This window comes from Acuticoccus yangtzensis (genome assembly GCF_001927245.1).
Taxonomy (GTDB): domain Bacteria; phylum Pseudomonadota; class Alphaproteobacteria; order Rhizobiales; family Amorphaceae; genus Acuticoccus; species Acuticoccus yangtzensis.
This window is the reverse complement of sequence record NZ_MJUX01000002.1, coordinates 419,063-436,658: the sequence shown is the minus strand read 5'-3', so window position 1 is coordinate 436,658 and position 17,596 is coordinate 419,063. Positions and strand designations below refer to the sequence as shown.

The window sequence follows — 17,596 nt, the reverse complement described above, 5'->3', positions numbered from 1 at the left end:
GCGATGTCGACGCCGAAACCCTCGCCTTGATCGCCGACGCCACCGCCCGCTACGGCGCCGTGCCGGAGAGCGAGATCGGCCGCATCCCGCTCGACGATACGCCCTGGCTCGGTCTGTGCGACCGCCGCTACGAGGACGATCCGATCCTCCTCATGCGCGCCGAAGACGAGGACGGCGACAAGGCACGCGCCCTCCTCAGCGCCGAAACCGTCTTCGACCTCCTGCGCGAGTCCAAGAAGCTGAACGAGGAGATGCAGGGCCTCGACGAGCGCGACCACGTGCTCACCGCCGCCGCCAACGACGCGCTCGACAACATTTCCGGCATCGGCTTCTGGCAGCTCGAGATCGCGACCGGCCGCCTCACCTTGTCCGACGACGCCTACCGCATCCACGGTCTCGCCCCCGGCCAGCGGCTCACCATGGACGACGCCATCGCCTTCTACGAGCCGGACGTGCGGGAGATCGTGCGCTCCAACCTGAAGCGCGCCAAGGAGCACCGGGCCGGCTACAGCTACGTCCTGCCCATGCTGCGGGCGGACGGGCAGCGCCGCATCGTGCGCTCCATCGGCTACGTCGCCCTCAAAGACAACGGCAGCGACACCGTCTACGGCATCCTGCAGGACGTGACCGAGGAGCGCGAAACGCAGGTGCGCCTCTGGTCGGCGGCCAACATCGACAGCCTGACCAGCGTGCCGAACCGCTTCCACTGGCAGCAGCGCATCGACCATGACATCGCGGCAGCCGCCCGCAATCAGCGTAGCGTCGGCCTGATGCTCGTCGACCTCGACCATTTCAAGACCATCAACGACGTGCACGGCCACGAGGCCGGGGACGAGGCGCTGCGGGCGGTGGCGCGCACGCTGTCGGCCAATCTCAGGGGCGGCGATCTGCTCGCCCGCCTCGGCGGAGACGAGTTCGCCATCGTCATCCCTGACCTCGGCAACGCGGACGAACTGCACAATCTCGTCGAGCGCTTCGCCAACGTGCGCAACGTGGCGTTCGAATATCGCGGGATGCCGATGACCGTGAACCTGTCGATCGGCGCGGCCGCCTTCCCGTCCGACGCGGACAGTTCGGGCGAGCTCTACCGCGCCGCCGACATGGCGCTGTTCCACGCCAAGAGCGACCGCTCCCTCGGCGCCACGCGCTACGATACCGCCTTGCAGCGCGAGCACGAGGGGCGCAGCGAGCGGCGCAAGAGGATCCGCCGCGCCCTCAAGGCGGGCGCCTTCGTGAACCTCTACCAGCCGATCGTCGACGTGAAGACGGGCGCCGTCGTGGCGATGGACGTCGCCGCACGCTGGCGCGACGAGGAACGCCTCGCCGACCTCTCCCTCATCGGCGAGGAGGAGGAGCAAAGCCTGTTGCCGCAGGTGGGTGCCGCGGTGGTGGAGCTGATGGTCCGCGATCTCGAGAGCCTCGCGGCCGGATGCGACAGGCTGCCCGTCTGCATCCTGCCGCTGCGCAGCGCCCACCTTCACGCCGCGGAAGTGCTGGACGGGCTGGACGAAGCGCGCGCGATCCTCAGCCGTTCGGGCGGACGGCTGCGGCTGCAGCTCGACGGTGACCCGCGCCCGAGCCTCACCTGGCCGCTGCGCACGCGCTTCCTCGATCTTCTGTCGAGCGGTGTCGGCGTCGTGCAGCGGGCGCAGCAGGCGGCGGGGGCGCTGCTCAGCCCCGGCAGCCTGCCGCTGCGCCACGTCAAGCTGCCGCTCGATGCGATCCGCAGTGCCGAAACGGGGGCGGGCGACCTCGTCTTGCGCGCCCTCATCGAGGCGGCGCGGCAACGGGGGTTGATGGTGTCCGCGCTGGCGGTGGCGACGTCGCTCGATGTGCAGCGCGTGGCCGCGTACGACGTGCGCTACGCCCAGGGCACCCACTTCGGCGACGCGATGCCGCTGGAGCGCTTCAAGGAGCGCCTTCTGGCGGCGCCGGCGGCCTCCCACTCCCTCGCCGGTTGACGGAACAGGCCGGGCGGCGCGGAGACGGCGGCCGGGCGCGCTTGGCCGGCGCGTTCGCGCGCGCGGCGTCAATCGCGCGGCGGACCGTCCATCCTGTCGCGCAGGGCGTTGACCTCGTCGATCAACGCCATCGTGCGTTTGGCGAGGCGTTCGCGCAGCATGTTCGCCGCGTCCGGATATTCTTCGAGGATCCGCATCATCTGGTCCCGCGGGAGCTCCAGCACCTCGACGGTGGTCTGCGCGACGGCGGACATGCTGCGCTGGGCCGGCACGATCAGCGCAAGCTCGTCGATCAGGTGGCCGACACCGACGACGCGCGGCGCTCCGCCGATCGCTGCGGGGACGAGACGAAGCTGCCCGCCCAGGATCAGGATGGCACCTTCGGCATCGTCCCCCGCCTCGAACAGGGCCTGCCTTGGCTTGTAGGACCGCGGCAAGCTGCCGAACGCGAGGAGCTTCAAAGCCTCTTCACCCAGAGACTTCAGCATCGGCGCGTTCCGCATCACCGCCATGTGACGGGCGAGACTCACGGTTAAGCAGTCACCGCCCGTGGCATGAGCTTGTAGCCGCCCGCTTCCGTCACCAGGAGTTCGGCGGACGCGGGGTTCTTCTCGATCTTCTGGCGCAGGCGGTAGATATGCGTCTCCAGCGTGTGGGTCGTCACCCCAGAGTTGTACCCCCACACCTCGTGCAGGAGAATATCCCGAGTGACAGGTTTTTCGCCGGCACGGTAGAGAAACTTCAGGATCGCCGTCTCTTTTTCCGTCAGGCGGATGCGCCGGCCGTCCCCCTCCATAAGCACTTTGACCGAGGGTTTGAAAGAGTAGGGACCGATCGCGAAGGTCGCGTCCTCGCTCTGGTCGAACTGGCGCAGATGGGCGCGGATGCGCGCCAGAAGCACCGCGAACCTGAACGGCTTCGTCACATAATCGTTGGCGCCCGCCTCCAGGCCGACGATGGTGTCGGCGTCGGTCGTGTGTCCGGTCAGCATGATGACGGGGGCCTTGAAGCCGGCATTGCGCATCAGCCGCACCGCCTCGCGCCCGTCGAGATCCGGCAGACCCACGTCGACGATGGCGAGCGCGATGTCCCCCGTCTTGGCCGCCGCCACGCCCTTCTGCGCCGTATCGGCGGTGATCACCGCGAACTCGTCGTAGAAGCCGATCTGCTCGCTCAGCCCTTCGCGCAGGTCCTCGTCGTCGTCGATGATCAGGATCGTCCTCTTGTTCAACTCGCCCTCCCAAGTTGGTGTTGCGGTCCCTAAAGTACGCGTTGAACGAGGGCCCGTATGTGTCACCCATCACGAATCTTGCCCCAGCAAACGGGGATTTTCCATCTCTGCTGCGCCGTGACCTTGCGTGATGTGTGATCGTTTCGCGCCGGTTCCAGGTCTGGCGCGGCGCGCCGTGGCAACGGGCGGCCGCCGCACCGGCTGGCCGCGACGCCCCGCGCTGGTGATGCCGCGCCCCGGACACCCGGCCGAAGTCCTCGTCACCGCAGCCGGGCGCACGATCAGAGCCGCGATGGGCCGCTCCGCCGTCGCCACCTTCAAGCGCGAGGGCGACGGGGCGACCCCGCGCTGCCGCATGGTGCCCCGCGCGGCGCTCGTCCGCGGCCGCCCGGCAGTCCCGGCGCGGCCGCCACTGCCGCTTCCCTGGCGGCCGGTGCGGGCGGCCGACGGGTGGTGCGACGCGCCCGGCCACGGCCTCTATAACCGCTATGTGAAGCGCCCGGCCTCCATGTCGCACGAGGCGCTGGCGCGGGGCGACGCGCTCTACGACGTCGTCGTCATCACCGACCACAACCAGAGCCCGCGGGTGCAGCGGGGAGGCTCGGCCATTTTCCTCCACATCGCCCGCCCGGCGATGACGCCGACGGAGGGCTGCCTTGCATTCCCCGCCGCGGCGTGGCACCGCGCAATGGTGCCGCTGGGTCCCTATCTGATCGGTGTGCCGCAACGCCCCGCCGCCGGGGCGCGCGGCCGTCCGCCCCGCGTCCGGCACCGCTGAGCCCTTTTTCGATGAGCCCTTTCGTGATGACACCCTTCCGCAAGATGAACGGCCTCGGCAACGACTTCATCGTCGTCGACGCGCGCGATCGGGCGTTCGAGCCCGCCACGGCGGACGTGCGCGCCCTCGGCGACCGTGCGTCGGGGGTGGGGTTCGACCAGTTCATCATCATCGCCCCGCCGCCCGCCGGCGAGGACGCGCTGATGCGCATCATCAACGCGGACGGGAGCGAGGTGGAATCCTGTGGCAACGCCGCGCGCTGCGTCGCCGCCATCCTGCTGGACGAGAAGGACGCGCCGGAGGTGCTGATCGCCTCCAAGGGCGGGACGATGCGCGCCTGGCGGGCGAGCGGCGGGCGCATCTCCGTCGACATGGGCCGCCCGCGCTTCGCCGCCGCCGACATCCCGTTGGCGCCGGAGAAGGCCGCCGGCGGTGATGCGCAGGCGCTGACCTTCGCGGAACCCGAGCTCGCCGCGCTCGGCCCGGCCGCCTGCGTCAATGTCGGCAACCCCCATGCGGTCTTCTTCGTGCCGTCGCTGGAGGCGGTGCCGCTGGCGAAGGTGGGGCCTATGCTGGAATGCCACCCGGCCTTCCCCGCCCGCGCGAATATCTCATTTGTTGAAATCGAGGCGCCGGACCGGGTCCGCGCGCTGGTGCACGAGCGCGGCGTCGGGCCGACGCGCGCCTGTGGCACCGCCGCCTGCGCGATCGCCGCCGTGGGGCATCATCTCGGGCGTCTCGCCTCCGAGGTGGTGGTGGAGCTTCCGGGCGGGCCGCTGACCATCACGCTGGCCGCCGGGCAGATCGTCATGACCGGCCCCTATGAGGTGGACTGGACCGGCGTCCTCAGCGGTGCCACCTTCCTGCGCGATCCCGAGCCCGTCCGCGGCTGACGGCGCGGGCGCCGCCACGGGCCGCCCTCCAGCGGAGGCGGCGCAACGGCAGGGGAGGGGACCCGACACCCGGAAGTGAGTGGCTTCGAGCAAGGGCAAGGGGGCGGTGCCCCCAGCGGTTGCCTCAGCGGCCGTTGGGCTGGAACAGGCCGCGCTTATTCACCTGCGCCATGTTGTAGAGCTGCTCGAATTTCCGCGGCGCGTCGGCGGCCGGGCGCGCCCAGCCATATTCGACCAGCCATTCGGACAGGTTGATCCCCGCGACCTCGCAATCCGCCGGCAGCGGTGCGCCGGGGACCGCGTTCTCGGTGTCCTCGAAGCAGTTTATCGCGCGGCGGCGGACCAGGCGGCGCAGCGCGGTGCGGGCCCTTGCGCCGCACGGCCACTGGCGCCCCGCCTCGGCGGTGCAGACTTCGTCCGCCCCCGGTGCCTCGATGTGGGCGAGGCGGATCATATGCTCGCGCACGTCGATCTCACCGGCGCTCTGGATGATCACGAGCTTATACTGGTTCGGCCGCTCGCCCGCCTGTTCGGCGGTGGTGGCGAATGTCGGCTCCTCCGCGGGCGGCGGCTCTGGCGCCTGCGACTCGGCCCGCACCAGCGGACCCGTCGGCCGTGCGGCGGCGATGCCCGCCCCTTCGACATAGCGCACGCCCTCGCCTTGGCCGGATCCGGCCGCGCCGGCGCTGCCGCTGGGCGCTGTCCCGCGGGCCGCGCCGGCCGACGGTGCCGCTCTGGAAGGGGCCGGGGCTGCGGGAGGCGATCCGATCACCACCGGGCCGCGTGACGCGCCGGGACTGGTGGCGGCGGCGGAGGCATTCTCCAGGGCGGTCCGGCCGGGAAGATCCTCCAGCGAGCGCATCACAAACGCCAAAAGGCCGCCGCACAAGAGTACGGCGGCGACCATGATGCCGAGAGGAAGCAGAAAGCCGCCGGGTGAGCGGCGGCTCTTGCGGGTCGTACTCGTTCGATGGCGCGGTGCCGGCGCTTTTGGAAAGTCGCGACGCACCACCGGTCGCCGGAGCCTTACGCGGTCGCGGCGCGCTTCTCTTTGCGCTCGACGATGCGGGCGGCCTTACCGGTGCGGCCACGCAGGTAGTAGAGCTTCGCGCGGCGGACCTTACCGCGGCGCACCACGTCGACCGACTCGACCATCGGCGAGTAGACCGGGAAGACGCGCTCGACGCCTTCGCCATAGGAGAGTTTGCGGACGGTGAAGCTCTCGTTCAGCCCGGCGCCGGAGCGGGCGATGCACACGCCCTCATAGGCCTGCACGCGGGTGCGGGTCCCTTCCGTCACGCGCACATTGACGCGCACGGTGTCGCCGGCCTGAAAAGGAGGAAGCTTCCGCTTTTCCTCGATCGCCGCCATCTGCTCACGATTGAGCTCGTCGATGATGTTCATGTCGTCGTGTCCCGTCGCGCCGCGCATGCGGCGCGCTGAAAGTCATTTCGCCCGAAGGATTGCCAGACGGCGTGAATAGTGACTCCGAACGGCTTTGTCGAGGGCTGATCGCAATGAATCTGCCCCGCAGCCGCCCGCCATGAGCCTGCCCCGCCTCCCTACGCCGGCTCACCGGCCGCGTCAATCGCCCTCGCGGGGCTGCGATATGACGAGGGGGTCACCCAATGCTGTCTTGCGTGAAGCGGCGGAAGGACCAAATATCAACCCTGGAGGGGCGCCGCGTCCGGGCCCCTCCCCGGTCGCTTGGTACAAGGACTGATGGATGACCCGTATGACACCCTTATCAAGCCCGCTTCTCCTGGGCTTCGAAGATATAGAGCGCGTTCTCGACCGCGTGACCAAAAGTGGAAGCGACGGCTATCCGCCCTACAACATCGAGCGGATCAAAGGGCCGAAGGGCGACTTCCTGCGCATTACGCTGGCCGTGGCCGGCTTCTCGCGCGATCAGCTCTCGGTGACAGTCGAGGACAACCAGCTCGTCATCCGCGGAGCCCAGTCGCCGGAAGCGGACCGGGAACGTCACTTCCTCCACCGGGGGATTGCAGCCCGCCAGTTCCAGCGGGCGTTCGTACTGGCTGAGGGGATCGAGATCCTGAGCGCGGCGCTTGCCGATGGCCTTCTCGCCATCGACCTGGTGCGGCCGGAGCCTGAGCGGACCGTTCGGACGATCGAAATCAGTGCCCAGGACCAGGCACTGGAACCCAGGAGTTGAGTACGATGCGTGAGACATACGAGACCGAAAAGCGCGACATCAGCCCGCAGACGCTGGCCTCGCTCGGAACCGGACACGTCGCCTACGTCCGCACTTTCCTCTCCGAGGAAGTGAATGAACTGTTCCCCCAAGCTCCCTCGATGGAGCCGGGACAACGCCTCTGGGCCCTCCTCTCGGCCGACGGGACACCGATCGTCCTGGCCGACACGCCCCAGGCGATCCTGGCCAACGCCGCAGAAAACAACCTCACCACGGTGAGCGTTCACTAGAGATCACAAAGGCCGGCTCCGAAAGGGGCCGGCCTTTTTCTCATCCGGCATCGCGCCCCGCTCCGCAACGGGGCGAGGGCGCCCGGTCAATAATCCAGCGGCGGCTGCTGCGCTCCGCCGAGCGGCGAGGGCGTCGCCGAACGGTGGGCCCAGTTGTGCACCCCTAGCATCACCGCGAACACCGCCACGGCAAGCCCCGCATAGGCGTCGATCCATGTCGCCAGCGGCGGCTCGAACGCGGTCAGGGTCAGCACAAGATCGCCCACGGCCAGCCCCAAGAGAACCAGGGTCGCCCCCAGCTTGCGGTAGACCCCGCCGTTCCACGACAGGAAGCCGATCACCGACGTCGCCACGAACAGCCCCGCCAGACCGACCCCGCCGATGTCCCCCGTCCCCAGAATGCGCTCCGGAAAGGCCGCGACGAAGGGGGCCATCAGCGCATATCTGATCGCCATCATCACGAGGAGCACCGCGGGAAGGCCGACCTCCACCAGCCGCGCGAACGTCAACGGACGCTTGCGGCGATAAAGGGCAATCCCCGCAATAGCGGCGGCGAAGGGGATCCCGACGAGCGCATCCACGCGGGCCAGGGCGATCAGAGGGTCGAACAGGGTCACCAGCAGTCAAGCCACGTTTAATGACCGGGGCACTTGCGCCGCAATGCAGTTGCGGCCAAACCCCGGCAGAGACAATGTGCGTCAGCCATCGCACTACACAAGTCAGCGCGTCAAAGTCAGTGGGTACATGCTCTTCAGGCCTTCCAAACTGCCGGACTGTGTCAGGATCCGTCCGCCGCTCTACGACCCGTCCTTCCCCTACATCATTTTCTGGAGCCAGAAGTCGGGCTGCACCACGGTCGTCAAGTGGTTCTTCGCCCAGCTCGGCCTGCTCGACGAGGCGCTCGCCTACTCGAACTGGATCCACGACTATGAGGGCCAGGTCTTCAAGAAGCGCAAGTTCTACCGCCGTGAACTCGCCGACGCGCTGAAGGCCGGAACGCACAAGGTCATCAAGGTCGTGCGCGATCCGATGGCCCGTGCCCCGTCCTCCTTCCTCGTCCTCGCCGAGCGCGGCGCCATCCTCGAGCGCCGCCACCACTGGACGCAGGATCATTGGGGCCTCGTGAACGCCTGGCTGGAGGCGCACGGCAAGCCCACCGAGCCGGGTCTCTCCTTCATCGACCACCTGGAAATGGTGAAGGAGGCCGAGGCCAAGGAGCCGCACTCGATCAACCAGCACATCTCGCCCCAGTTCGTCGCCGGGGAAGAGGACTTTGTGCAGGAGGTCATCCCGATCGAGAAGTTCGCCGATTGGGTCGGCGCCCTCAGCGGTCAGGACGGGATCAAGGACGTCGACATGGCTGCCCTGGGCGAGTCGCGCCACCACCACCAGGTGACCGAGCGGCGCACGGCGATGTTCGCCGAAAACGGCGAGACCGTGCCCATCGCGCGCGGCGCCTTCGCCAACGGCAAGTTCCCGTCCTCGAAGGTGTTCATCAACGAGCGCACGCGGCCCTTGATCCGCGAGACCTACGCCGCCGACTTCGCCCGCTACGGCCACCTCTACGGCCATTGAAAAGGGCGGGGTGATGACCCCGCCCTTCGCCGTCCTACTCGGCGGCCTCCTTGCGGTCGCCGCCGCCGAACCGCTCGGTAATTGACGGTTCTGCCGCCTCGCCTCCATTGGACAGCGCCATATAGGCGTCGTGCACGCCGGAGTTGAAGTTGTGCTCCGCCTCGCTGTCGTCGCGGAACCTCTGGCGGTGGCGGTGCACCATCAGGTCGTCCCATCGCAGCGCCCGCACCAGTCCGACGGCGATGAAGGCCAGCACCACCGCGAACGGGAACCCGGCGATGATCGCGGCCGCCTGCAGCGCGTCGAGCCCGCCGGCCAGCAGCAGCACCGCCGCCACGCACCCCTCCGACACCGCCCAGAAGATGCGCTGGATGGTCGGCGGATCCGGATCGCCGCCCGCCGTCAGCATGTCGATGACGAAGCTGCCGGAGTCGGACGAGGTGACGAACCACATCACGATCAGCACCGTGGTGAAGACTGACGTGAGGCTGGCCAGCGGGAAGCGGTCGAGAAGCGCGAACATCGTCTGCGCATAGTCGGCGCGGGTCGCCTCGATCAGGCTGGGGTCACCTGCCAGGGACAGCGAAATCGCCGTTCCGCCGAACGCGGTGAACCAGAAGAACATGATCGAGCACGGCAGCACCATCACGCCCAGGATGAACTCGCGCACCGTGCGGCCCTTGCTGATCCGCGCGATGAACACGCCGACGAAGGGCGCCCAGCTCACCCACCACGCCCAATAGAAGATCGTCCAACTGTCCTGCCAGTTGCCCGCCTCGTTGCCGCTCGTCCACGCCTCGGACCACGTTCCGAGGTCGAACAGGCGGGAGACGTAATAGCCGTAGCTCTCGACGAAGCTGTCGAAGATGAACAGCGTCGGGCCGACGATCACCATGAAGGCGAGCAGCACCAGCGTCAGCACGATGTTGATGTTGGACAGCCGCTTGATCCCGCCGTCGAGCCCCGCCACGACCGAGAGGGTCGCGAACGCGGTGATCGCCGCGATGATGAGGATTTGCACGAAGGTGTTGTTGGGGATGCCGAACACGTCCGCCAGCCCGGCATTCACCTGCGTGGCGCCGAGGCCGAGCGAGGTGACGATGCCGAACATGGTGCCGAACACGGCCAGGATGTCGACGAGCTGACCCCACGGGCCATAGATGCGGTCGCCGATCAGCGGGTAGAGCGCCGAGCGGACGGCGAGCGGCAGACCCTTGCGGAAGTGATAGTAGGCGAGCGCCAGAGCCACCACCGCGTAGATCGCCCAGGCGTGGAAGCCCCAGTGCATGAAGGAGATCGCCATCGCCTCCTTGGCCGCCTGCGCGGTCTCCGGCGTGGCGTGGGGTGGAGCGAAGAAGTGGTACATCGGCTCGGCCACGCCCCAGTAGACGAGGCCGATGCCGATGCCCGCGCTGAACAGCATCGCCGTCCACGAGAACAGCGAATATTCCGGCTCGTCGTCCATCCGGCCCAGGCGGATGTCGCCGAACGGGCCGAGCGCCATGAAGACGACGAAGATCAACAGAGCGTTGACGAGGATGATCAGCGACCAGCCGAGATAGCCGGCGAGGATATCCTGAGCAGTCGTGAAGACGGTGTTGGCAAGGTCGCTGAACAACGCGCCGAACACGATGAAGCCGACGATGAGCGCGGCCGACGTGATGAAAACAGGTCGATCGACTTTTGGAAAGATCCAAAATCGTTCTTGCGGGATCAAGCTATCGCCCCCCTCATTACAGTGATGTCCTGAGGGGCAACGGCGACAGTGGAGAATTGTTCATCTTCAATTCAGGGGCGCGCGGCGGCGCCCCGCGCAAGCCGGCGGCGGCGCGTCAGCCCGCCCCGTCGATCTCCATCGCCAAGAGCACGCCCGAAAGGCACTTGCCGTGGGCGTCCTGCGCCAGCGAGCGGGTGACGCCGCCGCGCAGCGCGCCCGACATGACGAAGTTGAGCGCGCCGAGTTGCGGCAGCGCATACCGCACCACCTCGCCCGTCACCAGCGCGCCGAAATGGGCCTTCACCCGCTCCGCCGTCACCGCCGCCTCGAGCCGTGCGAAGTCCGCCTTGTCGTAGGCGATCAGCGAGATGTTCGAGGTGTTGCCCTTGTCGCCCGCCCGCGCGTGCGCCAAATCGTGAAGCCGCATCCGTCCGCCCTCTCAATTCACCAGCGCGACGCGCGGCTCCACCCGGTCCTCGGGCATGAAGGCGGAGGCGATCGCCACCACCTCGCGCACCGAGCGGGTGACGCCGCCGCCGCCGGCCGGACCGCACAGATACATGGCGTCCACCTCTTCGCCGATCCTCTCGGCCGCGCGCCGGTCGCCGGTGCGCGCGGCAAAGCGGATGCGCACCTCCGCAAGCTCGCCCGCCGAGCGCCGCGGCGGCCCCGCCTCGAACACGCTGTCGACGCCGATGATGTCGCCGCGCACCTCGCCGCAGTCGATCCCCGCGACACCCATGCGCTCGGCCAGGATGTCCAGCGCCAGACGGCCGCGCGCCTCCGCGCCCGGCCCGGCATAGGAGATCTGCCCCTCGCCGATGAAGCCGTCGTGGTAGCCGACCGACACCTTCAAAAGTCCGCTCTTCGGCCGTCCGTCCGCCCCCTCGACGCGCACCCGGTCCCGGCCGATCGGCGTCACCGTGACGCCGGAGAAGTCGGCCGCCACGTCCGGCTGCAGGTAGGCGGCCGGGTCGTGCACCTCGTAGAGGAGCTGCTCGGTCACCGTCGCCGCGTCGATGCGCCCGCCGGACCCCGCCACCTTCTCGATGGTGAGGCCCCCGTCGGCGTCGATCACGCCGATGGGGAAGCCGATGCGCGCAAGGTCCGGCACGTCCTTGTGGCCGGGGTCGGCGAAGTAGCCGCCGGTGATCTGCGCGCCGCATTCCAGGAGGTGCCCGGCCAGGGTGGCGCGGCCGAGGCGGGTCCAATCGTCGATCGCCCAGCCGAAATGATGGATCGCCGGGGCCATGAAGAGCGCCGGGTCCGCCGCGCGCCCAGTGACGACGATGTCCGCTCCCATGCCGAGCGCCTCGACGATGGGCCCCGCGCCGAGATAGGCGTTGGCCGACATCACCCGCTCCCCCAGCGCCGACAGCGGCACGCCGAGCTCCACGAGCTCGGGGTCCAGCGCCGTCAGCGCCTCCAGCACATCGTCGCCGGTGACGGCGGCGACGCGCGGCGCCAGGCCTATGTCGCGGGCGATCGCGCGGATGGCGGAGGCGGCGGCCACCGGGTTCGCCGCGCCCATGTTGGTGACGATGCGCACCCCGCCCGCCACGCACGCCGGCAGCACGGCGCGCATGCGGGCGTGAAGCAGCGGGTCGTAGCCGCGCTCGGGGTCGGCATGGCGCACGCCCTGGGCCAGCGCGATGGTGCGCTCCGCCAGACACTCGAACACCAGGTAATCGAGCCCGCCCTTTTCAGCGAGCTCGACCGCCGGGTCGATCCGGTCGCCGGAGAAGCCCGCCCCGGCGCCGATACGAAGACTGTCGGCCATGGCCCGCCCCGTCAGACCGTGGCGATGGGGTTCGCCGGGCTGCCGACCGCGCCCGGCAGCCGCAGCGGCGGCGCCGTGAGAAGGAAGCGAGAGCGCCCCGCCGCCCGCAGCCACTCGGCCAGCGGCGTCAGATGCCACAGTTCGCCGAGGTGAATGCCGTTCTTGAACAGGCAGTGCTCGTGCAGCGGCATCCGTGCGCAGCCGGGGTGCGACTCGTTCGCCGGGAGGCCCTCCACGGCATAATTGTCGGCGATCAGAACCGACAGGCCGCTGGCGGACACCCAGTCCAGCAGCGCCTGATCCCGTCCGTCCAGCGCGGCGCACATGTCGTGCAGCAGGTCCGGGTCGGGCGCGCCCTTCATCTCCAGCACGCGCTGGGCAAATCCGGTGTGCAGGCACACCATGTCGCCCGGCTCAACGGTCACCGCGTCCGCCTCCATCACCGCGGCGATGTCGGCATAGGTGACGAGGCGCCGCGCGTCGCCGAAATGGGCGCGCAGGTCGATCATCACGCCGCGCCCCTGCACGCCGTGCGCGGCCATCCCCTCGATGCCGAGCTTCCTCGCGGCGGATGTGCTGCCCGTCGCCGAGCCGCCGCCGGGACCGCAATCTTCCAGCGCCGCGGGGCCGACGATGTCTTCCCCGCCCCGGAAGCCGTTATAGTAGACCTTCTCGGGCACGCCGTCGCCGTCGGCGTCGAACTGCGAGCCGACGTGGCAGAGGGCGTCCCACTGGGTGGAATATTGCAGGTGAATGATCGCGAGATCGTCGCAGACGACGTCGCTGTTGTCGCCCACCACGCAGTTGTAGTTCGGATTGCCGTCGCGCAGCGTGGGACGCAGCACCGGCGGATGGCGCCGCGGATTGAGAGCGTTCCCGCCCGGATAATCGAGCGGCAGGCTCAGCGAGAAGACGCGCCCTTCGCGCACTTCGGCGACGCCCTGCAGCACCTTCTCTGCGGTGATGAGGTTCAGCCGGCCGAGCTGATCGTCGGGGCTGAACTCGCCCCAGTTGGCGCCCTCAGGCCGCCGCACCCATCGTGGGTTGTCCATGGTCATCCTCCCGTGCCGTGTTACCCGGCTTTACGGTGAGGTTTAACACCATTCGCGGCGCCGTGCTTGCCGAAACGGGCACCGCGTCCGCCGTAAGGCTGAGACGCGGTGCCCGTCCGGGCCACGGAGCCACCGGCGGCGTCAGCGGGGACGCTGCGGGTAGAGCTCCGGAAGGTGGGCGCTGTTGCCGGCCCAGATCTCTTGATCCGGACGGCTGCCGCGGTCCGGATTCTGCGGTTCGCCGAAGCCGACCGAAACGGCCATCAGGCCGAGGACGACGGCCACGAGGGCGAGGAGCCCAGTGGAATGACGCTCGGCATGCGGCCGGGCGGGAGTGGTTTCGATAGAGGTCATGATCGTCTCCAGTTCGAGGACTGGCCAAGACCTAGGTGCGCCCTAATGTTCGCTCAAACGAATGTTTCTCATCAAATGGATCACAAATCTTGATTGTGGTCGCCTTCCATGACGCCACTGCCGGAGCGCGCTGCGACACCGGCTTAGCAGCAAAGCTTCAATCTAGTTTGAAATTCTGCCGTCCATGGAACCAATTCGTGCCGGCCGTCGCATATAAATTTTGAACAATCGCAACGAACGTTAAATGGAAAATATTTCTGAATCGAAGCCCTGGACAGGGTCTTTCCGCGTCGCATTTTACCGGCTCTCAACATGTTGGGAGTGAAATCATGGCGAAATTGATCGGAACATCCGCCTCCGAGCTGATCGAAGGCACACGCGCGGATGACATCATCGCTGGACGCCCTGGAGACGACACTCTCGTTGGCAATGGCGGCTACGACTATCTGGCGGGCAATGCCGGAGACGACACGCTCATCGAAGGCAACATCGCCATCGGCGGTGCCGGTAACGACATCTTCGAGTGGACCACGAACAACCGTGGTTACCTGCGCTACGACCTGGAAGGCGGCAACGGCGATATCAACGCCGACCTCGACAACGGGATCGTCAACGATACGCACGGCGATGCGGACTTCGTCGACACCACCTTCATGGCCGGGATCGTCGGTTCCCTTCTGGACGACAGCATCACCACCACCGACCCGGACATCGCCGTCATCGGCCACGCCGGCGACGATACGCTGGACGCGCCCTTCGTCGACTACGGCCGCGAGGACGCGATCGGCGGCGGCGGCGGCGTGATCGTCAATCTCATCGTCGGCAGCGCGATCGACACGGTGGGCGACGACGACACCCTCATGAACGTCACCACGCTGAACCTCACCGGCGATGCGGACGACGTCGTCGGCGGTGGTGCCGACGAGACGATCATGGGCAACGGCGGTGACGACACCATCGACGCCAGCGGCGGCGACGACATGATCGACGGCGGCAACGGCGACGACAGCATCCTCGGCGGACGCGGCGACGACATGCTGACGGGCGGCCGCTACGGCACCGACGAGCTGAACGGCAACGGCGGCGCCGACACGCTTATGGGCGGCGGCGAATCCGACACGCTGTTCGGCGGCAAAGGCGGCGACGAGCTGTTCGGCCAGGCGGGTTCGGACCTCTTGCGCGGCGGCACCAATCGCGACCACCTCTTCGGCGGCAATGCCGGCGACTTCCTGTTCGGCGACGAGGGTCGCGACACGCTGGAAGGCGGCAGCGGCAATGACGAGCTGGACGGTGGCGCCGGCATCGACCTCCTCTTCGGCGGGGCCGGTGCGGACACGTTCATCTTCTCGCAGAACGCCCCCGGCGCACCGGACGTGGTCTCCGATTTCCAGGAGGGCATCGACACGGTGCTGGTCGACGCCGATCTCTACGACGACCCGATCGACGTGATCCTCGGGGAGACCTTCCTCCTCGACGTCAACCCGAATGGTGGGATGACGGACGAGGCGACGCTCGTCTACCAGACCGGCGCCGGCCGTCTTTATCTCGATGTCGACGGGTCCGGCGAGGAGGCTGCCGTGTTCATCGCCTCGTTCGACGGTGCGCCGAACCTCACCGCCGAAGACATTCAGATCGTCTGACCCGGGCAGATCGTCTGACCCGGGCAGATCGTCTGACCCGAGACGATCGTACGATCTGAAGAGTCGGCCGCCGCACGTGGCGGCCGCATCTCAAAGCCGCCGCAGGAAGGCCCCGGCCTCCGCGGCGGTCCGGGCGGCTTCCTCGACGATGCCGCCATAGGCCAGGAAGGCGTGCGCCATGCCCGTCTTCGTCGTGGCGGTGACAGGTACGCCCGCCGCCGCCGCTCGCTCGGCAAAGAGCGTGGTGGTATCGCGCAGAACATCGCACTCGGCGGCGACGAGAAGCAGCGGCGGCAATCCGGACAGGTCCTGCAGCGCCGGATCGACACGGTCCGGATCACCGTCGTGATGGGTCAGAAGCTGCGCCCAATAAAAACCCATCCGCTCGGTGCTGAGACCGTAGGCCTCGTCGCGATAGGTGGCGAAGGACGGCAGATCCAGCCGCCGGCTGAGGACGCCGTAGAACGAGATGACGCCCTTCAGGGAAGACCGCGTCGCCGGCGGCAGCGCCAGCGCGGTCAACACCGCGAGGTGCGCACCTGCCGAATCTCCGGCCAGGACGATCCCGGCGGGCGCATCCTCCACGGCCGCCGCCGCCACGTCGCACAGCACCTCGACCATCGTCAGAGGCGGCGTTTCGGGGGCGCGCGGATAATCCACCGACAGCACCGCCGCCCCGCTCTCGCGGCAGAGGAGGCGGGTCAGTCCGTCATGGCTGTCGACCGAGCCCAGCATCCAGCCGCCGCCGTGGGCATAGACGATGAGCGGTAGGTCCGCCCCGCCGCCCTCCGGCCGATAGAGCTTGCAGCGGATGTCGCCGTGGCGCGTGAGGATCGTGCGCTCTTCGACCAACTGGACGGGCACCTGCGGCTGGTTGAAGACCGCGCGCGCCTCCTCGAAGATCCGCCTGATCTCGGCGACCGGCAAGCTGTCGCGGCTCTGACCCGGCGGCTGCAGAGCGGCATTGCGGGCCAGCGCGTCGGCCATTTGCGGGTGAAGCGGGGCAGGGGCATGCTCCCCGGCGGGGGCGGCCTCCCGCGTCTCGACTGGCAGCGTCACGAAATTTCCTCGGCGGTCGCGTCTTGATATCTCATTGTGGCCCACCCGTCCCGTGCCGTCACCTTCGCCGTGGCGCCGCGGCTGCAAATGGAACGAACTGTGGCCGTGGCGCGGCGCCGCGCTATCGTTTTCGATCGGAAAAATGGTACGGTCCAACTTCAAATTGGCCTATTTCTATTTGCGGTAATTTTATGTCGCCCAAGACATTTATATGATCGAGAACCGTCTCATTCTCTCGTTCATCCAAGTCGCCGAGACACTGCATTTCGGCAAAGCCGCAGAGCAGCTCAACATCGCCCAACCCGCCCTCAGCCGGCAGATCATGCAGCTCGAGGAGCGGTTGCAGGTGCAGCTTCTGGAGCGGACCCAGCGGCGGGTGGCGCTCACGCCCGCCGGCGACCTCTTCTTGCGCCATGCCTACCGCATCGCCGCCGAGCTGGAGCGGGCCCTCACCGAGGTGCGCCGGCTCCACGCCGGGGCGACGGGGCATGTCTGCGTCGGCTTCATCCATGCGGCGACGTTTTCGGTGTTGCCCGCTCTGCTGCAGCGCTTCCGGGCGGAGCGGCCGGGCGTCGTGCTGGACCTTCAGGAGATGGGGTTGGCGGCCCTGCAGCAGGCGCTCATCGAGCGCCGCGTCGACGTCGCCGTGACCCGCCCGCCGCTGGATCGGACGGGCGTCGCCCATCATCTCCTGGCGCGAGAGGCGTTCGTTCTTGCGGTTCCGGCGGGGCATCGGCTGGCGGAGGCGGCCGCGGCCCCCCTCGCGGCGGTGGAGGGGGAGGACCTCATCGTGCAGTCGTCCTGCGCCGATCAACTCACCCACGCCCGCATCACCGCGATGTGCGAGGCCGCGGGGTTCATGCCCCGTCTCACCCACGCGCCGCCTCATTTTCACACCATCATGGCGCTGGTGGGTGCCGGGATGGGCGTCGCGATCGTCCCCGAGGCGGCGCGCGCGGCATGCACGTCCGCGGTGCGCTGCCTGACGATCACCGATGCGCCGGCTTCCTCGATCCACCTCGTTCTCGCATGGCGCACGGAGGAGACGGCCCCCGCCGTGCGCCGTTTCGTGGAACTCGCCGTGTCGGGCGCGCCGGACTGAGGGCGCCGG

At 68.3% G+C, this 17,596-nt stretch carries 19 protein-coding genes; 8 read left to right on the top strand and 11 right to left on the bottom strand.

What is annotated here, in order from left to right; all coding sequences use genetic code 11:
• Positions 1–26: 26 nt before the first annotated feature.
• A complete protein-coding gene (locus tag BIX52_RS08165; protein WP_075220534.1) occupies positions 27–1,961 on the top strand; it encodes a diguanylate cyclase domain-containing protein in 1,935 nt (644 codons plus the stop codon).
• Positions 1,962–2,029: 68 nt separating this feature from the next.
• On the opposite strand, the gene BIX52_RS08160 is transcribed toward BIX52_RS08165, so the two are convergent.
• Together BIX52_RS08160 and BIX52_RS08155 are read right to left on the bottom strand one after the other, a co-directional pair.
• Positions 2,030–2,449, bottom strand: a complete 420-nt coding sequence (locus BIX52_RS08160) for a Crp/Fnr family transcriptional regulator (protein ID WP_157956217.1) — start codon at positions 2,447–2,449, stop codon at positions 2,030–2,032.
• A gap of 44 nt (positions 2,450–2,493) precedes the next feature.
• Positions 2,494–3,192 (bottom strand): response regulator transcription factor, encoded by a 699-nt coding sequence (locus BIX52_RS08155; protein ID WP_075220532.1) that lies wholly within the window; start codon positions 3,190–3,192, stop codon positions 2,494–2,496.
• 130 nt (positions 3,193–3,322) lie between these two features.
• On the opposite strand from BIX52_RS08155, the gene BIX52_RS08150 reads away from it, so the two are divergent.
• Positions 3,323–3,970: a L,D-transpeptidase family protein gene (locus BIX52_RS08150; protein WP_139312738.1), complete on the top strand. Its 648-nt coding sequence runs from the start codon at positions 3,323–3,325 to the stop codon at positions 3,968–3,970.
• 26 nt (positions 3,971–3,996) lie between these two features.
• Positions 3,997–4,863, top strand: coding sequence for a diaminopimelate epimerase (dapF, locus tag BIX52_RS08145; RefSeq protein WP_083660139.1), 867 nt, complete (start codon positions 3,997–3,999; stop codon positions 4,861–4,863).
• A 124-nt stretch (positions 4,864–4,987) separates the two neighbouring features.
• On the opposite strand, the gene BIX52_RS08140 is transcribed toward dapF, so the two are convergent.
• Together BIX52_RS08140 and rplS are read right to left on the bottom strand one after the other, a co-directional pair.
• Positions 4,988–5,515: a thermonuclease family protein gene (locus BIX52_RS08140; RefSeq protein WP_139312737.1), complete on the bottom strand. Its 528-nt coding sequence runs from the start codon at positions 5,513–5,515 to the stop codon at positions 4,988–4,990.
• A 374-nt stretch (positions 5,516–5,889) separates the two neighbouring features.
• Positions 5,890–6,267, bottom strand: a complete 378-nt coding sequence (rplS, locus tag BIX52_RS08135) for a 50S ribosomal protein L19 (protein WP_075220776.1) — start codon at positions 6,265–6,267, stop codon at positions 5,890–5,892.
• Positions 6,268–6,589: 322 nt separating this feature from the next.
• On the opposite strand from rplS, the gene BIX52_RS08130 reads away from it, so the two are divergent.
• Together BIX52_RS08130 and BIX52_RS08125 are read left to right on the top strand one after the other, a co-directional pair.
• A complete protein-coding gene (locus tag BIX52_RS08130) occupies positions 6,590–7,039 on the top strand; it encodes an Hsp20 family protein (RefSeq protein WP_075220528.1) in 450 nt (149 codons plus the stop codon).
• 5 nt (positions 7,040–7,044) lie between these two features.
• Positions 7,045–7,308, top strand: a complete 264-nt coding sequence (locus tag BIX52_RS08125) for a BQ00720 family protein (RefSeq protein ID WP_075220527.1) — start codon at positions 7,045–7,047, stop codon at positions 7,306–7,308.
• An 86-nt stretch (positions 7,309–7,394) separates the two neighbouring features.
• Here BIX52_RS08125 and BIX52_RS08120 read toward each other — a convergent pair whose 3' ends face one another.
• A complete protein-coding gene (locus tag BIX52_RS08120) occupies positions 7,395–7,925 on the bottom strand; it encodes a hypothetical protein (protein WP_075220526.1) in 531 nt (176 codons plus the stop codon).
• Between the two features lie 127 nt (positions 7,926–8,052).
• Here BIX52_RS08120 and BIX52_RS08115 point away from each other — a divergent pair, with 127 nt between their 5' ends.
• Positions 8,053–8,883, top strand: coding sequence for a sulfotransferase family 2 domain-containing protein (locus BIX52_RS08115; protein WP_075220525.1), 831 nt, complete (start codon positions 8,053–8,055; stop codon positions 8,881–8,883).
• Between the two features lie 34 nt (positions 8,884–8,917).
• Here the strand turns inward: BIX52_RS08115 and BIX52_RS08110 are convergent, their stop codons facing one another.
• The 5 genes from BIX52_RS08110 to BIX52_RS08090 form a co-directional block, all read right to left on the bottom strand.
• Complete coding sequence (locus BIX52_RS08110; protein ID WP_083660118.1) at positions 8,918–10,600, bottom strand: BCCT family transporter; 1,683 nt, start codon at positions 10,598–10,600, stop codon at positions 8,918–8,920.
• Positions 10,601–10,715: 115 nt separating this feature from the next.
• Positions 10,716–11,027 (bottom strand): AtuA-related protein, encoded by a 312-nt coding sequence (locus BIX52_RS08105; RefSeq protein ID WP_075220524.1) that lies wholly within the window; start codon positions 11,025–11,027, stop codon positions 10,716–10,718.
• 12 nt (positions 11,028–11,039) lie between these two features.
• The gene (locus BIX52_RS08100) at positions 11,040–12,380 is read right to left on the bottom strand and encodes an acyclic terpene utilization AtuA family protein (RefSeq protein ID WP_075220523.1); all 1,341 of its coding nucleotides are present in this window, start codon (positions 12,378–12,380) and stop codon (positions 11,040–11,042) included.
• An 11-nt stretch (positions 12,381–12,391) separates the two neighbouring features.
• Positions 12,392–13,432: a cyclase family protein gene (locus BIX52_RS08095; protein WP_075220522.1), complete on the bottom strand. Its 1,041-nt coding sequence runs from the start codon at positions 13,430–13,432 to the stop codon at positions 12,392–12,394.
• Between the two features lie 141 nt (positions 13,433–13,573).
• A complete protein-coding gene (locus BIX52_RS08090) occupies positions 13,574–13,786 on the bottom strand; it encodes a hypothetical protein (RefSeq protein ID WP_075220521.1) in 213 nt (70 codons plus the stop codon).
• 329 nt (positions 13,787–14,115) lie between these two features.
• Here BIX52_RS08090 and BIX52_RS08085 point away from each other — a divergent pair, with 329 nt between their 5' ends.
• Positions 14,116–15,426 carry a calcium-binding protein gene (locus tag BIX52_RS08085; RefSeq protein ID WP_075220520.1) on the top strand — a complete coding sequence of 437 codons (1,311 nt, stop codon included), beginning with the start codon at positions 14,116–14,118 and terminating at the stop codon, positions 15,424–15,426.
• Positions 15,427–15,516: 90 nt separating this feature from the next.
• Here the strand turns inward: BIX52_RS08085 and BIX52_RS08080 are convergent, their stop codons facing one another.
• A complete protein-coding gene (locus BIX52_RS08080) occupies positions 15,517–16,485 on the bottom strand; it encodes an alpha/beta hydrolase (RefSeq protein ID WP_139312736.1) in 969 nt (322 codons plus the stop codon).
• Between the two features lie 211 nt (positions 16,486–16,696).
• Here BIX52_RS08080 and BIX52_RS08075 point away from each other — a divergent pair, with 211 nt between their 5' ends.
• Entirely contained in the window at positions 16,697–17,587 is an 891-nt protein-coding gene (locus BIX52_RS08075; protein WP_083660117.1) for a LysR family transcriptional regulator, read from the top strand.
• Positions 17,588–17,596 lie beyond the last annotated feature (9 nt).

What these genes read in the sequence shown, in the direction of transcription:
- BIX52_RS08150 (WP_139312738.1), top strand. Translation starts at nt 3,323, where the DNA reads ATGTGTGATCGTTTCGCGCCGGTTCCAGGTCTGGCGCGGCGCGCCGTG.
- BIX52_RS08130 (WP_075220528.1), top strand. Translation starts at nt 6,590, where the DNA reads ATGACCCGTATGACACCCTTATCAAGCCCGCTTCTCCTGGGCTTCGAA.
- BIX52_RS08105 (WP_075220524.1), bottom strand. Translation starts at nt 11,027, where the DNA reads ATGCGGCTTCACGATTTGGCGCACGCGCGGGCGGGCGACAAGGGCAAC.
- BIX52_RS08075 (WP_083660117.1), top strand. Translation starts at nt 16,697, where the DNA reads ATGATCGAGAACCGTCTCATTCTCTCGTTCATCCAAGTCGCCGAGACA.
- BIX52_RS08160 (WP_157956217.1), bottom strand. Translation starts at nt 2,449, where the DNA reads ATGCTGAAGTCTCTGGGTGAAGAGGCTTTGAAGCTCCTCGCGTTCGGC.
- BIX52_RS08115 (WP_075220525.1), top strand. Translation starts at nt 8,053, where the DNA reads ATGCTCTTCAGGCCTTCCAAACTGCCGGACTGTGTCAGGATCCGTCCG.
- dapF (WP_083660139.1), top strand. Translation starts at nt 3,997, where the DNA reads ATGACACCCTTCCGCAAGATGAACGGCCTCGGCAACGACTTCATCGTC.
- BIX52_RS08125 (WP_075220527.1), top strand. Translation starts at nt 7,045, where the DNA reads ATGCGTGAGACATACGAGACCGAAAAGCGCGACATCAGCCCGCAGACG.
- rplS (WP_075220776.1), bottom strand. Translation starts at nt 6,267, where the DNA reads ATGAACATCATCGACGAGCTCAATCGTGAGCAGATGGCGGCGATCGAG.
- BIX52_RS08100 (WP_075220523.1), bottom strand. Translation starts at nt 12,380, where the DNA reads ATGGCCGACAGTCTTCGTATCGGCGCCGGGGCGGGCTTCTCCGGCGAC.
- BIX52_RS08085 (WP_075220520.1), top strand. Translation starts at nt 14,116, where the DNA reads ATGGCGAAATTGATCGGAACATCCGCCTCCGAGCTGATCGAAGGCACA.
- BIX52_RS08095 (WP_075220522.1), bottom strand. Translation starts at nt 13,432, where the DNA reads ATGGACAACCCACGATGGGTGCGGCGGCCTGAGGGCGCCAACTGGGGC.
- BIX52_RS08090 (WP_075220521.1), bottom strand. Translation starts at nt 13,786, where the DNA reads ATGACCTCTATCGAAACCACTCCCGCCCGGCCGCATGCCGAGCGTCAT.